The sequence below is a fragment of the Microbacterium sp. ZOR0019 genome, assembly GCF_000800925.1.
Classification (GTDB): domain Bacteria; phylum Actinomycetota; class Actinomycetes; order Actinomycetales; family Microbacteriaceae; genus Microbacterium; species Microbacterium aurugineum.
Genome location: NZ_JRKC01000019.1, coordinates 43,335 through 57,465, shown reverse-complemented (window position 1 = coordinate 57,465; position 14,131 = coordinate 43,335). Strand labels below are relative to the sequence as shown.

The following is a 14,131-nucleotide window of genomic DNA, read 5'->3' as shown; positions in this document are numbered from 1 at the left end:
CTGCGGATGCCGCGGCACTCGCTGCGGCCGATGCCGCCAGCGGCGCCGTGCCGACCTCGGCGGAGCCGTGCGCCCTCGCCGCGACGGTCGCAGAGGCGGCCGGTGCCGACCTCACCGGATGCGTTCTGGAGGGCTTCGTGGCGACCGTGGAGGTGCAGGCGGCGTACGCTGGACTCGCAGCCGTCTCCCGAGCCCGTGCCGGGCCACCCGAGGGACAGTGACGGCCGCGCGACCTCGCTCACTGTGAATGACCCCACACAGTGGTGTGTATGGTGTGCTTCGAAGAAAGGACGCACCCTTGGCTGAAGGCAAGAAGCTCGTCATCGTCGAGTCCCCGACGAAGATGCGGTCTATTCAGGGATACCTCGGCGACGGCTACGAGGTGCTCAGCTCCGTCGGCCACATCCGCGACCTCGCCGACAAGAAGGACATTCCGGCGGAGGACAAGCAGGCCTACGGGAAGTACTCGATCGACATCGACAACGGGTTCGACCCGTACTACGTCGTGTCCGATCGCAAGACCAAGACGGTCGCCGAGCTCAAGCGCGCCCTCAAGAGTGCCGACGAACTCCTGCTCGCGACAGATGAGGACCGCGAAGGCGAGGCGATCGCCTGGCACCTTCTGGAGACCCTCAAGCCCAAGGTCCCGGTCAAGCGCATGGTCTTCCATGAGATCACCAAGGATGCGATCCAGGCGGCCGTCGGCAACACCCGCGAGCTCGACCACGACCTCGTCGATGCCCAGGAGACCCGCCGCATCCTCGACCGCCTGTACGGCTGGGACGTCTCCCCGGTGCTCTGGTACAAGGTCAAGACCGGAATCTCCGCAGGACGCGTCCAGTCGGCGGCGACCCGACTCATCGTCGACCGGGAGCGTGAGCGCATGGCGTTCACCTCCGCCGAGTACTGGGACGTCGACGCCGCAGCCGCGGCGTCCGGCACGTCCTTCAAGATCCGCCTCGTCCGCGTCGACGGCGGCCAGCTCGCACGAGGCGCCGACTTCGACGACGACGGAAAGCTCAAGAAGGCCGTCGTCGTCCTCGATGAAGCCGCGGCTTCCGCTCTCGCCGAGGCGATCGACGCGGTCGGCTCCGGCTCCGTCACCAAGGTCGAGGCCAAGCCGGGAACGCGCAGCCCCTACGCGCCCTTCACGACCTCGACGATGCAGCAGGAGGCCGGGCGCAAGCTCTCCATGGGAGCCAAGCAGGCGATGGGTGTCGCCCAGCGGCTGTACGAGAAGGGGTACATCACCTATATGCGTACCGACTCCACGTCGCTGAGCACCCAGGCGGTGCAGGCGGCGCGGAGCCAGGCGGTGGCCCTCTACGGTGATGCCGCCGTGCCGCTGAAGCCGCGGGTCTACAAGTCCAAGAGCAAGAACGCGCAGGAGGCGCACGAGGCCATCCGTCCCTCGGGCGACAACTTCCGGACGCCGGCATCGCTGTCGTCCGAGCTCGATCGCGATGAGCAGCGCCTCTACGACCTCATCTGGAAGCGCACGGTCGCCAGCCAGATGGCCGACGCGAAGTACGAGACCACCACGGTCACGATCGCCGTCGATGCCGCGGGGAAGAAGGCCGAGTTCACGGCGTCCGGAACCGTCTACACCTTCAAGGGCTTCCTCGAGGCCTACGAGGAAGGGCGGGACGAGAAGCGCGGTGACGCGGATGCTGCGGAGAACCAGTCGCTCCCGGCTGTCGCCGTGGGCGATCAGCTCGCGGTGTCGGACGCTGAGGCGAAGGGCCACCGCACCACGCCGAAGCCGCGCTACACCGAGGCTTCGCTCGTCAAGGTGCTCGAGGAGAAGGGCATCGGTCGTCCCTCCACGTTCGCGTCGATCCCCGAGACGATCCTCGACCGCGGTTACGCCGTCAAGCGCGGCCAGGCCTTGGTGCCGACGTGGCTGGCGTTCAGCGTGGTGCGTCTGCTCGAAGAGCATTTCGCGGACCTCGTCGACTACGACTTCACGGCAGCGCTCGAAGACGACCTCGACACCATCGCGCGCGGTGAACAGAACCGTGTCGAATGGCTCAAGTCGTTCTACTTCGGCTCGGACTCGCACGTCGGCCTCCGTCAGGTCGTCGACAACCTCGGCGAGATCGATGCGCGTGCGCTGAACTCCACGCGCATCACCGACACGGCCACTCTCCGCTTCGGCAAGTACGGCCCGTACCTCGAGGTCGCCGACCCCGAGAACCCGGAGGCGAAGCCGCGCATCGTGAACGTGCCGGAAGACCTGGCGCCCGACGAGCTGACAGCGGAGAAGGCACAGGAGCTCATCGATGCTCCTGTCGCGGGCGACCGCGTGCTCGGGGAGAACCCGGCGAACGGCAAGATCGTCGTCGTCAAGGACGGCCGCTTCGGGCCTTATGTGCAAGAGAATGATCCGGTGGCGGAAGACGCCGCGATCGATGAAGCGACCGGAGAGGTCGTCGAGGCCCCGAAGCCGAAGCGCGGAGCGAAGAAGGACGCGGCACCCAAGCCGCGGACGGCATCGCTCTTCCGTTCGATGTCCGTCGATGAGATCGGCCTCGACACGGCGCTGCAGCTGCTCAGCCTCCCGCGCGTGGTGGGTGTCGACCCGGAATCCGGTGATGAGATCACGGCGCAGAACGGCCGCTTCGGTCCGTACTTGAAGAAGGGCACGGACTCCCGTTCCCTCGAGAGCGAGTCGCAGATCTTCAGCATCACGCTCGAGCAGGCGCTCGAGATCTACGCGCAGCCCAAGTACGGTGCCGGTCGACGGGCGTCGAGCGCGCTCGCCGAGTTCGAGGCCGATCCCGTCAGCGGCAAGCCGATCCGCATTCGCGACGGTCGTTTCGGGGCGTACGTCACCGACGGAGAGACCAACGTGACCATCCCGCGTGGTCAGACCGTCGAAGACATCACGTTCGAGATCGCGGTGCAGATGCTCGCCGACAAGCGTGCCAAGGGGCCGGCCCCCAAGCGGGGAGCAGCGAAGAAGGCTCCGGCGAAGAAGGCGCCAGCCAAGAAGGCGGCGGCCAAGGCGACCTCCGCGAAGAAGGCTCCCGCGAAGAAGGCTCCCGCGAAGAAGACGACAGCGGCGACATCGGCCGCGCGGTCGGCGGCGGCGAAGAAGGCGGCGGCCACCCGTGCGGCGAACGCGGCCGCGAAGGCCGCCGAGAAGGCGGACTCGTGACCTCAGGCCGCGGGGTGTGGATCACGCTCGAAGGCGGCGACGGGTCCGGCAAGACCACGCAGTCGAACCTGCTCGCCGAGTGGCTCGTGGCTGCGGGTCGCACGGTCGTGCGCACGCGGGAACCGGGCGGCTCCGAGGTCGGCCAGCTGATCCGTGACATCGTGCTGCATCACCGTGGTGACATCGCGCCGCGCGCGGAGGCTCTGCTGTACGCGGCCGACCGTGCGCATCACGTCGCGACCGTCGTGCGACCGGCGCTCGAGCGTGGCGACGTCGTGCTGCAGGACCGCTACCTCGATTCGTCCGTGGCGTATCAGGGAGCCGGGCGCGTGCTCGATGCGAAAGAGATCCGCGACCTGTCGCTCTGGGCCGCGGAAGGTGCCCTTCCCGACTTGACCGTGCTTCTCGACCTCGATCCCGCGGCAGCACGCACCCGTCTCGACTCGGCGGACAAGCCGTTCGACCGCCTCGAGGCCGAGCAGGAAGAGTTCCACGGCCGGGTCCGCGATGCCTACCTCGCGCTCGCCGACGCCGAGCCCGACAGGTTCCTGGTTCTGGACGCCGCTGCCTCTCCCGAGAGCATCGCCGAACGGATCCGCGCGCGGGTCGGAGACCTGCTCGGCTGATCAGCCCGCGGCTCTCCGCGAGGGGAGGTCAGGGTCCCGACGAGGTCAGTGGTCCCGATTAGGCTGAGTACATGCCCCAGACCGTTCCCGCTCCGTTCCCGTGGGTGGATGTGTGGGGGCAGGACGCCGCGGTCGACACGCTCCGTGCCGCCGCCTCCGATCCCGCCGCGCTGTCGCACGCCTGGCTGATCACCGGTCCACCCGGATCAGGAAGATCGACCCTGGCCTATGCCTTCGCGGCCGCGCTGATCGCCGATCACCCCGACGACGAGAACGTGATGCGGCAAGTGCTGGCGGGCACGCATCCCGACGTCACCGCGCTGCGCACCGACAAGGTCATCATCACGATCGCCGAGGCCCGAGGCCTGGTGGAGCGCTCCTACTTCGCCCCCTCCGCCGGGCGATATCGCGTGATCGTGGTCGAAGACGCCGACCGCATGGTCGAGCGCACGTCCAACGTGCTCCTGAAGGCGCTCGAGGAGCCGCCGGAGCAGACGGTCTGGATCCTGTGCGCCCCCAGCGAGGCCGACCTCCTGCCCACGATCCGCTCTCGCGTGCGGTCGTTGCGGCTGACGGAACCGGACGTCGACGATGTCGCGCGTCTCATCAGCCTGCGCACGGGGGCGGACGAGGCCATCGCCGAGCAGGCCGCTCGGCACGCGCAGCGCCACATCGGCATGGCCCAGAGGCTCGCGACCGACGATGCGGCGCGCCGTCGCCGCGACGAGACGCTGCGATCCGTCCTCGGTGTACGCGGCGTCGGCGATGCCGTCGAGGTCGCCGGCCGGATCATCCAGGCCGCGACGGAGGATGCGAAGGCGCTCACGGCCGAGCGCGATGCGAGCGAGCGCGCCTCGCTGCTGCGCACGATCGGCATCGCGGAGGGCCAGGCGGTGCCGCCGGCGCTGCGCACCCAGCTGTCCGCGCTCGAAGACGATCAGAAGAAGCGCGCCACCCGGAGTCTGCGCGACGGGATCGACCGGGTGCTCACCGACCTGCAATCGCTGTTCCGTGACGTCGTGATGCTGCAGTTCGACCGTGGCGGCGACCTCATCAACCGAGAACTCCGTCCCGAACTCGAGGAGCTCGCGGCCGTCTGGCCCGTGACCCGTACTCTTGTCGTACTTGACCACCTAGCCGAGACGCGGCAGTCCCTGGAGCGCAATGTCGCTCCGCTGCTCGCCCTGGAGAGCTTGCTCGTGACGATCACGAGCGGGAGGAAACCGTGAACAACCGATCGACTTCCCGCTTCCGGCGTGCCCTCGGGGCCATCGCCGGCCTCGCCGCGGCTTCCGTCGCCCTCTCCGGCTGCCTCTACGCGATGATCCCCGAGCAGTCCTCGCGGCCGTCCACGACCGCCGCTCCCGATACCGAGGGTGTGGCAGAAGACCTGCTGCCGTTCTACTCGCAGGAATTGACCTGGACCGAGTGCGGCACCGGCTTCGACTGCACCGACGTCACGGCGCCGCTCGACTGGGAGAACCCGGCAGCGGGCGACGTCACGCTCGCGGTCGTGCGCCACCGGGCAGAGGGGACCCCGGTCGGCTCGCTGCTGACCAACCCCGGTGGCCCGGGCGCCAGCGGTGTGGACCTCGTCCTGAACAACCTCGGGTTCGCCGTCGGGGCCGACCTCATCGAGAACTTCGACGTGATCGGCTTCGACCCGCGCGGAGTCGGCGACTCGACCGCGGTGACCTGCTACGACGCCCCCGAGATGGACGACTACCTCTACGGCATCCCCGCCGCCGCCCGCGGTACCGCGGAGTGGGAGGCCGAACTGCTCGACGCACACAAGTCGTTCGCCGAGGCGTGCGATGCGAACAGCGGCGGGATCCTGCCGTACATCACCACCGTCAACGCCGCCCGCGACATGGATCTGATCCGTGCCGTGCTGGGCGACAAGCAGCTGAACTACCTCGGCTACTCGTACGGCACATTCCTCGGCGCGACCTACGCGAAGCTCTACCCCGAGAAGGCCGGGCGTCTGGTGCTCGACGGTGCGATCGATCCCGCTGTCCCCGGCCTCGAGGTCGGCGCGACGCAGGCACTCGGTTTCGAATCGGCGCTGCGCGCCTACATGCAGAGCTGCCTCGACTCCGGGGAGTGCCCGTTCGCCGGGACGGTCGATGAAGCGATGGCCGATCTCGGAGCGCTGCTGGCGAGCGTCGATCGCACGCCCTTGCAGAGCGGAGACGGTCGACTCATGGGCGCGGACACCCTGCTGACGGGCATCATCGCGGCGCTCTATTCGCAGGACAACTGGGGATTCCTCACGCAGGCGCTCGATGAGGCTCTGCAGGGCGACCCGACCTCGGCGTTCCTCCTCGCCGACTTCTACAACAGCCGCGAAGACGGCGTCTACATCGACAACTCCACCGAGGCGTTCCGCGCATACAACTGCATGGACTACCCGGTGGAGGACGACCCCGCCGCGGAAGCCGCCATCGATGCCAAGATCGCCGAGGGTGCCCCCACCATCGCGCCGTATTGGAGCGGTCCGGATTCCTGCGAGGTCTGGCCCTATCCGCCGACCGGAACCCGGGGTGAGATCACGGCCGAAGGAGCGGGACCCATCCTCGTGATCGGGACGACCAACGACCCGGCGACCCCGTACGAGTGGTCCGAATCGCTCGCGGATCAGCTGGAGGAGGGCGTTCTCATCACTCGCGTGGGCGAGGGGCACACCGGCTACAACAAGGGCAACATCTGCGTCGACGACGCGGTCGAGGCGTTCCTGCTCGACGACGTGGTGCCCGAAGACGGCCTCCGCTGCGAGTGAGACCGGCCCGATTCGCGAGCGAGCGCGAGACAGGGTAATATCGGTGATCGCGCCGCTCACGCGTCGCACGCCGCTTTAGCTCAGTCGGCAGAGCATTTCACTCGTAATGAAAAGGTCGTCAGTTCGATTCTGACAAGCGGCTCCGAAGGCCCCGTGATGCGAAGAACATCACGGGGCCTTTCCCGTCCCCACGGCGTAACCTCGAAGTATGAGTAGAGCGCTTCTCATCGTCGATGTGCAGAACGACTTCACCGAGGGCGGTGCGCTCGAGGTCGTGGGCGGTGATGCGGTGGCCTCCGCCGTCACGGGCTACCTCGCCGCGCACGCCACGGATTACGAGGTGATCATCGCCTCCCGCGACTGGCATGACGCCGAGGGGAACAATGGGGGTCACTTCGCCGAGACGCCGGACTTCATCGACTCCTGGCCGGTGCACTGCGTCGCCGGGACCCCGGGGGCCGACTACGATCCGCTCCTGGTGACCGATTCCGTGACCCACCACGTCCGCAAGGGGCAGGGCGAGCCCGCCTATTCGATGTTCGAGGGGGAGACCGAAGCACAGGAGACCGTCGGTGAGGTACTGGCGGCGGCCGGGGTGCTCAGCGCGGATGTCGTCGGGATCGCGACGGATCACTGTGTCCGTGCGTCAGCCCTCGACGCGATCGCCCACGGTGTCCACGTCCGCATCCTGACCGACCTCGTCGCGGGGGTCGCTCCGGAGGCGAGTGAGACCGCGTTGGCCGAGCTCGTGCATGCCGGCGCGGAACTGGTCGTGAGCGCGGACGCGTGAGTCATAGCGTCCTCCTGCTGCGGGCCGTGAACGTCAGCGGGCGCAACAGGGTTCCGATGGGGCGGCTGCGCGACGTGCTGGCAGCCGAGACGGACCTCACCGATATCTCCACCTACATCGCCAGCGGGAACATCCTCTGCGCGACTCCACCGGATCCCGAGACCGCACGCGCTGCTGTCCGTTCCGTGATCCACCGCGAGTTCGGGGTGGACACCCCCGTGATCCATCGGACCCATGCGCAGCTGGTCTCGTCGGAGTCCGCGCAGCCCTTTCCCGAAGGGGATGTGACTTTCGTGCACGCGATGTTCCTCGAGGGGCGGCCTGCGAGTGGTGCGCTCGCAGCGTTGGAGGAACGCCTGCTCCCTGCAGAGCGCCTCGCTCTCGTCGACGACGACCTGTGGATCGACTACGGCGAAGGCGGCGTGCATTCCACGAAGCTGACGAAGGCGGTGCTCGACCGTGCGCTCGGCGTGGCGGGCACAGCGCGCAACCTCCGCACGATCCGCACGCTCATCGAGCTGGCCGCGTGATCGTCGACGTCTGAGCCTCAGCGCCCTGCACCACCGAGTTCCGCGCTCACCCCGACGGGTGGTGTGTGAGGGTGCTCCTGAAGGTCGACACGTCGGGATCCGCAGTCCGCACAGCGCACGTAGAGCACGACGCCCTCGCTCGTCGGGTGTCGGGATTCCACCCGCCAGCCGTGTTCATGGGTCGCGGTCTCCGGTCGGAGGCGGGGGATCGGGAGAGTGTTCGGCGAGGTCATGCATCCAGCGTGATGTAATGGTCTTATGCATCTCAACCCTTACGGCGAGTATGCGGTCCTGCTGGCCGCGTCGTTGGCGAACGACTGGCCCGAGGATCGCGCCGGCATCGAGGAGCGCACCCTCGCCCTCGGGATGACGCAGACATTCCCGCCCGCGCCCGAGGACCATGCGGAAGTCCGAGCGGTCATCGACGACTGGCTCGCGATCGTCGACGAGCCCGATGCCGACGCGAGGGCGCTGCTGCTGAACGCACAGCTCGCCGCCGCCGCCGCGTATCCGCGGCTGACCAACCACGACGGCGAGGGCTGGCACCTGCACTACCGCGATGACGTGCCGTCGCTGCCCTATGTGCTCCGGGCGATCATCAGCCTCGGCACGTCGCTGCATCTCGTCACCCGGGGAATGAGCAGGCTCGGGCGCTGCCAGGCCGCGCCGTGCACGAATGTCGTGGCGGACGTGACGCGCAACGGTCGCCAGCGGTTCTGCTCGGTGCGCTGCGCCAACCGTGCGGCCGTCCGTCGGCATCGGGCTCGCCTCTGAGGCCGAGGTCTCGGCCCGCGGGCGCGGAATCAGGCCGTCTGGCCCGCGTGCTTCCCTTCGCCGATCTCCTCGACGAGCTTCGCGTTGAAAGCCGGGAGATCATCGGGTGTGCGGCTGGAGACGAGTCCTTCGTCCACGATGACCTCTTCGTCGACCCAGGTCGCTCCGGCATTGCGGAGGTCGGTGGTCAGACTCGGGTAGCTCGTGAGCGTCCGGCCGTCCACGACGTCCGCCTCGATGAGGATCCAGGCGCCGTGGCAGATCACGCCGACGGGCTTGTGCTGGTCGAAGAAGGCGCGGGCGAGCGCGATCGACGGCTTGTCGAGGCGCAGGTGGTCGGCGTTGACGACACCGCCGGGAAGGACGAGGGCGTCGAAGCTGTCGGCCGCCGCCTCGGAGGCGAGCAGGTCGACGGCTTGCTCGTGACCGTTCTTCCCTGTGATCGCCGCTCCCGCCGGGGCGATCAGTGTCGCGCTCGCGCCCGCGGCGGTGACCGCCTCCCACGGGCTGGTGAGCTCGCTGTCCTCGAATCCGTCGGTCGCCAGGAACGCCACTCGGTTGCCGGTGAGGGTCATCGTTCATCCTTTCGTGGGGAGTCGCCCGCGGATGCGGACGAGTCGACCCTCTCCCGGAACGAGCGAGGAGTGAAGGGGGTGGCCGGGGACCGGGGGAGGATGCTAGAGGCGGAGTCGGGCGGTCGCGGAGCGCTCCCGTCGGATCGGAGCAGGGAGGCAGTAGCATCCAGCCATGCGCTTCCGTTCTGCCCTCGTCCTCGTGCCGGTGCTCGTGCTGCTCGCCGGCTGCGCTCCTGAGCCGGCGCCGAGCCCCTCGCCGACCGCGTCGACCGCCTCGCCTTCGCCGACGTCATCTCCGACCGACACGGCGACACCCGAGCCGACCGAGTCTGCGACGGCATTCGCGACCGCCCAACTGGTGGAACTGTGCACGCAGAAGACCCGGAGTCTCGCGCCGGATGCGACCTATTTCGCCGACATGGCGACCACGGAGTGGCTCGGTGGGCAGTCGCTCTGGTTCGTCGTGATCCCGAAGACCCTGGACGGGCAGGACAGTGTCGCGGTGTGCGCGATCGGCGGCACCCCGGACGCTCCGGTTTTCGACCTCGAGGGCGAGACGCTGCCGAGCGGCGTGGCCGAGATCCGTGACGAGCTCCTGGCAGGAGTGCACGACGGCGAATCCTGAACGGATTTCGCTTGAACGTGTTGTGGTGGGCCCCGTGGGGCTCGAACCCACGACCCGCGGATTAAAAGTCCGATGCTCTGCCGACTGAGCTAGAGGCCCCTGCGTCAAGTCTAGTGCGCAAGAAGAAGGGCCGTCAGCGACATGACTCCGCTGACGGCCCTTCTCTCCTTCTCAGGATCCTCCCCCTACTCCCGAGAAGGGCGTGCGTCGGGTGTCCTCCCACCCGACAGCGCCCGGCTTAGGATGCCGGGGGCATCAGGACCGTGTCGATGAGGTACACGGTCGCGTTCGCGGTCTGGACTCCACCGCAGATGACCTTCGCGTCGTTGACCATCAGGTCGTCGCCGCTGCCCGTGACCTCGAGCTCGGCGCCCTGCACGGTCTTGTGCATGCCGTCGATGTCGGCTGGCTCGATCTGGCCGGGGACCACGTGGTAGGTCAGGATCGAGCTCAGCGTGGCGCTGTCGGTCTTGAGGGCCTCGATCGTGGCCGGGTCGATCTTCGCGAAGGCGTCATCCACCGGTGCGAACACGGTGAACTCGCCGCCGTTCAGGGTGTCGACCAGGTCGACGTCGGGGTTGAGCTGTCCGCTCACCGCCGAGACCAGCGTGGTCAGCAGCGGGTTGTTCGAGGCCGCGACCGCGACCGGGTCCTGGGCCATGCCCTCGACGGATCCTGCGCCGTCCGGCACGGCGTCGGCGTATGCCGCGCAGCCGGGACCGACCAGGTTCGCCGCCGGGTCCATCTCCATCGGCGTCGACTCCGACGTCTCCGGTGCCTTCGGCTCGGACGACTCGTCCGTGGTGCTGCCGCTGCCCATGGAACAGGCCGAGAGCAGGAATGCGCTCGCCAGGCCGAGGGTGATTGCCGCGGTGACCTTCTTCTTGGTGCTGAACATGTCGAGCTCCTTCAGAACTGAGCCACGGCCTCTCCGTGGCGTCGAGTGCTGTTCGGAGCCCCTGCGGCATCGGATGGGAAGAATCTCAGAAATCTTTGAAATCGCTCCGGCAGCGGCCTCGTCTGCGCGAGACCGGAGCGGAGATGCGGCATGCTTATAGGGATGGTCATCGATGGGTTCGACGTTCCCGAGGACGGAGCGACGCAGGATGCTGTCGCCGACCTCATCGTCCGCGTCGCGTCAGGTGATCAAGCTGCCTTCGCGACTCTCTACGATCTGCTCTCCTCTCGCGTGTTCGGCCTCATTCTCCGTGTGCTGGTCAACCGCTCGCAGAGCGAAGAAGTGCTCCAAGAGGTCTTTCTGGAGATCTGGCAATCCGCTTCGCGCTTCGCTCCGAACAGAGGTCAGGGACGAGCATGGATCATGACGATCGCTCATCGCCGGGCCGTTGATCGGGTGCGTGCATCGCAGTCGAGCGCCGACCGAGACGTACGAGCAGGATTCAAGGACATCGGCGTCGCGCACGACAGTGTCGCGGAGCAGGTCGAGTTGGGGATAGAGGGAGGGAAGGTCGTCCAAGCGCTCTCGGGGCTTCCGGAAGCGCAGCGCGAAGCACTCGTCCTCGCGTATTACGGCGGTTACAGTCAAAACGAGATCGCGGCCCTCGTGGGCGCGCCACTGGGGACGATCAAGACACGGATGCGAGACGGGCTGACCCGTCTGCGCACGGCGATGGGGGTGACGGCATGAACGAGAAGGACTTCGCAGAGCTCGCGGCAGGTGCCGCGCTGCACTCGCTGTCTGCAGACGACGAGCGTCGGTACCTCGCTGCCCTCGCGGAGCACCCGGAATGGGAGGACACCGTGGATGAGGATGCTGCCACCGCTGCGTCACTCGCGGACCCCGTCGAACCGGTCACCGCTCCCGCGCACATCCGATCCGCGCTGCTCGCACAGATCGCGGACCTGCCCCAGGACGGCGGAACGCGGTCCGATCCGGATGCCACCTCGGCGATCACGGACGCCCCCGCCGCCACCCAGGGCGACGCCATCGACACTCGTGCCGAGCAGAAGCCGAAGCAGCGCCGCTGGACGCGGAGCGTGTTCGCCCTGGCGGCGTGCCTGGCCGTGCTGGTCGGCGTCGGAATCGGTGCGGTCGCCCTCAACCAGCAACTGAATCCTCCCGCCAGCGTGGTCGCGCTCCAGGAGATCGAGGCCGCGGGAGACGCCGAGCAGGCGACCGTCGCCCTCGATGACGGGGGATCGGCGACCGCGCACTGGTCCGCCTCGGTCGGCAAGGCCGTGCTGGTCGCCGACGGCATCCCCACCCCGGCAGAGGGGGAGACGTACGAGCTCTGGTTCGTCCGCGGTGATGCCCCGGTCTCAGCGGGTGTGTTCGATGTGGACGGCGGCGATGCCACCGCGCTCCTGACGGGCGAGATGCAGGCGGGCGACGCGATCGCCGTGACCGTCGAGCAGGCCGGTGGATCTCCCACAGGCCAGCCGACCACGGACCCGGTCATCGTCATCCCCACGGCCTGACCGTCGTCGATCGCGCGTACCCTGGAGGGATGCCCGAGCAGCACCACCGCCCCGTGCGTCGCCCCACCACCGCCTTCGACAACATCGTCGGTTCGCACGATCCCGCCGAGGAGACCCGCGTTGCGCACGCCACGGCTTCCGCGCTGCTGACCCGTGTACGTGCGGACGAGAGCGGCGCGAGCGCCGAGCGACTCGTGGCCTTCACAGCCGAGCACGGCATCGACGAGATCGCCGAGCTCTGGTCGAAGGCACCATCGCGCACGCTTCCCGGAGCGCTGTGGCGTCTCTACGTGCTGCAACTGGCGATCCACGCCGACGCTCGCACGGCCGCACTGCTCTACGACCGGGGCCGTGTCGAACTGTCGTCGGCGGACACCGTGATCGCGGGTGCTCCGGTGCCGGCGGGGCCGGAGGAACTCGTCGCCCTCATCGACACCATCCTGCGCGGGGCCTTCCGCGGCGACTTCGCCGTGGCACTCGATCGCGCCGCCGCTTTCTGTCGTGTGCAGGCGTCCGGTGCGACCCATACCGCCGACGACTACGAGCCGACGGAGCCTGCGCGCGCCAGCGAGCTCACGACGCGGGCACTCCGCTTGAGCAGCTATGCGCAGGATCTGGCAGCTTCGGCCGTGCTGTGGCGCACAGGAGCCCTCAGCTGAGCGGACCCTCACCGGGGGAGCGCTGGTGCTTCCGCAGCGTTCGGCGCGCCTGCACAAGAAAAGACCGGGCCGCAAGAACGCCTCTCGGCGGAAGGCCGCTCGTAGCGGCAAAAAATGGAGCCCGGGGTTATGCGGCCCGGCCATTCAATTGTAACGCGATGCAGCCGTGGGTATTCCCGCCCTCTAGGCTCGGATCATGACCGGGCGCTTCGCATTCATGATCGATCCCGTGGACATCGAGGAGCAGCGCTCCGACTACGCCGACACGTTCACCCAGCTGGATGCGGCGGCGCCGGCGCTCAGCGTCGGTGAGCTCAGCACGCAGCGGGGTGACGGCGTGTTCGAGTCGATCGGCGTCGTCGACGGACACGCGCAGGAAGTGTTCCCGCACTTGGAGAGGCTCGCGCACTCCGCGCGCCTGTGCGATCTCCCCGCACCGAACCTCGAGCAGTGGCATCAGGCCATCGACGAGGCGGCGGCGCAGCTCGGATCCGGTGAGTCCGTCATCAAGCTCATCCTCAGTCGTGGCGTCGAGCACGGGCCCACTCCCACAGCCTGGGTCACGGCTGCACCGGCGCCCGACTTCTCCGCCGTGCGGGAGAACGGGGTGCGCGTCGTGACTCTGGACCGTGGCTACGACCTCGGTGCGGCCGAGCGGGCACCGTGGTTGCTGCTGGGCGCCAAGACCGTGTCGTATGCCGTGAACATGGCGGCCCTGCGTGAGGCTCACCGCCGCGGCGCGGACGATGCGATCTTCCTTTCGAGCGACGGCTTCGTGCTCGAGGCACCGACGGCTTCGCTGATCCTGCGGTTCGGGGACCGCTTCGTGACCCCGGCGCCGAACGGAGGCATCCTGCACGGGACGACCCAGCTCAGCGTGTACGAGCACCTCGCGGCGCAGGGCTTCGAGACCGCCTACGACCGTATCCCGGCAGCGGATCTCCCGCGAGCGGATGCGGCGTGGCTGGTGTCGAGCGTCCGCCTCGCCGCGGCCATCACCGCGATCGACGGTGCCTCTCTCCCGGTGGACCCGAGCCTGACAGCCGACCTGAACCGCTACCTGCTCTCTCCCCGCGACTGAAGCCTCTCCTCGGTCCGGTTCGCTGGGCCGAAACGGAGAGCATCCGTCCGCACTGCGGTGTGCCCCACCAGACACGCCCTGGCGTGCGCGAGA

At 68.3% G+C, this 14,131-nt stretch carries 16 protein-coding genes and 2 tRNA genes; 14 read left to right on the top strand and 4 right to left on the bottom strand.

Annotated features, from left to right (window positions below; translation table 11 throughout):
- From L978_RS18900 to L978_RS06565, 8 genes are all read left to right on the top strand, one after another.
- Window positions 1-221: hypothetical protein (locus tag L978_RS18900; protein ID WP_047521582.1), on the top strand; the 221-nt coding region annotated here is incomplete at its 5' end.
- A 77-nt stretch (window positions 222-298) separates the two neighbouring features.
- Window positions 299-3,160, top strand: coding sequence for a type I DNA topoisomerase (gene topA / locus L978_RS06595; protein WP_047521580.1), 2,862 nt, complete (start codon window positions 299-301; stop codon window positions 3,158-3,160).
- Window positions 3,157-3,786: a dTMP kinase gene (tmk, locus tag L978_RS06590; protein ID WP_047521578.1), complete on the top strand. Its 630-nt coding sequence runs from the start codon at window positions 3,157-3,159 to the stop codon at window positions 3,784-3,786. The genes topA and tmk overlap by 4 nt, the downstream gene beginning before the upstream one ends.
- Window positions 3,787-3,857: 71 nt before the next feature.
- Window positions 3,858-5,015 (top strand): DNA polymerase III subunit delta', encoded by a 1,158-nt coding sequence (locus L978_RS06585; RefSeq protein ID WP_047521576.1) that lies wholly within the window; start codon window positions 3,858-3,860, stop codon window positions 5,013-5,015.
- Entirely contained in the window at window positions 5,012-6,565 is a 1,554-nt protein-coding gene (locus tag L978_RS06580) for an alpha/beta hydrolase (RefSeq protein WP_047521574.1), read from the top strand. The genes L978_RS06585 and L978_RS06580 overlap by 4 nt, the downstream gene beginning before the upstream one ends.
- A gap of 69 nt (window positions 6,566-6,634) precedes the next feature.
- Window positions 6,635-6,707, top strand: a tRNA-Thr gene (locus L978_RS06575).
- A 66-nt stretch (window positions 6,708-6,773) separates the two neighbouring features.
- A complete protein-coding gene (locus tag L978_RS06570; RefSeq protein ID WP_047521572.1) occupies window positions 6,774-7,355 on the top strand; it encodes an isochorismatase family protein in 582 nt (193 codons plus the stop codon).
- Window positions 7,352-7,885, top strand: a complete 534-nt coding sequence (locus L978_RS06565) for a DUF1697 domain-containing protein (protein ID WP_047521570.1) — start codon at window positions 7,352-7,354, stop codon at window positions 7,883-7,885. Before L978_RS06570 ends, L978_RS06565 begins: the two co-directional genes overlap by 4 nt.
- 17 nt (window positions 7,886-7,902) lie before the next feature.
- On the opposite strand, the gene L978_RS18895 is transcribed toward L978_RS06565, so the two are convergent.
- Window positions 7,903-8,118: a hypothetical protein gene (locus tag L978_RS18895; protein ID WP_081996943.1), complete on the bottom strand. Its 216-nt coding sequence runs from the start codon at window positions 8,116-8,118 to the stop codon at window positions 7,903-7,905.
- 25 nt (window positions 8,119-8,143) lie between these two features.
- On the opposite strand from L978_RS18895, the gene L978_RS06560 reads away from it, so the two are divergent.
- The gene (locus L978_RS06560; protein ID WP_047521568.1) at window positions 8,144-8,659 is read left to right on the top strand and encodes a CGNR zinc finger domain-containing protein; all 516 of its coding nucleotides are present in this window, start codon (window positions 8,144-8,146) and stop codon (window positions 8,657-8,659) included.
- A gap of 29 nt (window positions 8,660-8,688) precedes the next feature.
- Here the strand turns inward: L978_RS06560 and L978_RS06555 are convergent, their stop codons facing one another.
- Window positions 8,689-9,234, bottom strand: a complete 546-nt coding sequence (locus L978_RS06555; protein WP_047521566.1) for a type 1 glutamine amidotransferase domain-containing protein — start codon at window positions 9,232-9,234, stop codon at window positions 8,689-8,691.
- 172 nt (window positions 9,235-9,406) lie between these two features.
- Here L978_RS06555 and L978_RS06550 point away from each other — a divergent pair, with 172 nt between their 5' ends.
- Complete coding sequence (locus L978_RS06550; protein WP_047521564.1) at window positions 9,407-9,859, top strand: hypothetical protein; 453 nt, start codon at window positions 9,407-9,409, stop codon at window positions 9,857-9,859.
- A gap of 23 nt (window positions 9,860-9,882) precedes the next feature.
- Here L978_RS06550 and L978_RS06545 read toward each other — a convergent pair.
- Both L978_RS06545 and L978_RS06540 read right to left on the bottom strand, forming a co-directional pair.
- Window positions 9,883-9,958, bottom strand: a tRNA-Lys gene (locus tag L978_RS06545).
- A 139-nt stretch (window positions 9,959-10,097) separates the two neighbouring features.
- Entirely contained in the window at window positions 10,098-10,757 is a 660-nt protein-coding gene (locus L978_RS06540; protein WP_047521562.1) for a fasciclin domain-containing protein, read from the bottom strand.
- 150 nt (window positions 10,758-10,907) lie between these two features.
- On the opposite strand from L978_RS06540, the gene sigK reads away from it, so the two are divergent.
- The 4 genes from sigK (at window position 10,908) to L978_RS06520 (ending at window position 14,038) form a co-directional block, all read left to right on the top strand.
- Window positions 10,908-11,507, top strand: a complete 600-nt coding sequence (gene sigK, locus L978_RS06535; RefSeq protein WP_194239273.1) for an ECF RNA polymerase sigma factor SigK — start codon at window positions 10,908-10,910, stop codon at window positions 11,505-11,507.
- Window positions 11,504-12,298 carry an anti-sigma factor gene (locus L978_RS06530; protein ID WP_047521558.1) on the top strand — a complete coding sequence of 265 codons (795 nt, stop codon included), beginning with the start codon at window positions 11,504-11,506 and terminating at the stop codon, window positions 12,296-12,298. Before sigK ends, L978_RS06530 begins: the two co-directional genes overlap by 4 nt.
- Before the next feature lie 29 nt (window positions 12,299-12,327).
- Entirely contained in the window at window positions 12,328-12,957 is a 630-nt protein-coding gene (locus tag L978_RS06525) for a hypothetical protein (protein ID WP_047521556.1), read from the top strand.
- A 196-nt stretch (window positions 12,958-13,153) separates the two neighbouring features.
- Window positions 13,154-14,038, top strand: a complete 885-nt coding sequence (locus tag L978_RS06520) for an aminodeoxychorismate lyase (RefSeq protein WP_047521554.1) — start codon at window positions 13,154-13,156, stop codon at window positions 14,036-14,038.
- The last annotated feature ends 93 nt before the right edge of the window (window positions 14,039-14,131 follow it).

What these genes read in the sequence shown, in the direction of transcription:
- L978_RS06585 (WP_047521576.1), top strand. Translation starts at nt 3,858, where the DNA reads ATGCCCCAGACCGTTCCCGCTCCGTTCCCGTGGGTGGATGTGTGGGGG.
- L978_RS06570 (WP_047521572.1), top strand. Translation starts at nt 6,774, where the DNA reads ATGAGTAGAGCGCTTCTCATCGTCGATGTGCAGAACGACTTCACCGAG.
- L978_RS18895 (WP_081996943.1), bottom strand. Translation starts at nt 8,118, where the DNA reads ATGACCTCGCCGAACACTCTCCCGATCCCCCGCCTCCGACCGGAGACC.
- L978_RS06560 (WP_047521568.1), top strand. Translation starts at nt 8,144, where the DNA reads ATGCATCTCAACCCTTACGGCGAGTATGCGGTCCTGCTGGCCGCGTCG.
- L978_RS06555 (WP_047521566.1), bottom strand. Translation starts at nt 9,234, where the DNA reads ATGACCCTCACCGGCAACCGAGTGGCGTTCCTGGCGACCGACGGATTC.
- L978_RS06550 (WP_047521564.1), top strand. Translation starts at nt 9,407, where the DNA reads ATGCGCTTCCGTTCTGCCCTCGTCCTCGTGCCGGTGCTCGTGCTGCTC.
- L978_RS06540 (WP_047521562.1), bottom strand. Translation starts at nt 10,757, where the DNA reads ATGTTCAGCACCAAGAAGAAGGTCACCGCGGCAATCACCCTCGGCCTG.
- sigK (WP_194239273.1), top strand. Translation starts at nt 10,908, where the DNA reads ATGCTTATAGGGATGGTCATCGATGGGTTCGACGTTCCCGAGGACGGA.
- L978_RS06530 (WP_047521558.1), top strand. Translation starts at nt 11,504, where the DNA reads ATGAACGAGAAGGACTTCGCAGAGCTCGCGGCAGGTGCCGCGCTGCAC.
- L978_RS06525 (WP_047521556.1), top strand. Translation starts at nt 12,328, where the DNA reads ATGCCCGAGCAGCACCACCGCCCCGTGCGTCGCCCCACCACCGCCTTC.
- L978_RS06520 (WP_047521554.1), top strand. Translation starts at nt 13,154, where the DNA reads ATGACCGGGCGCTTCGCATTCATGATCGATCCCGTGGACATCGAGGAG.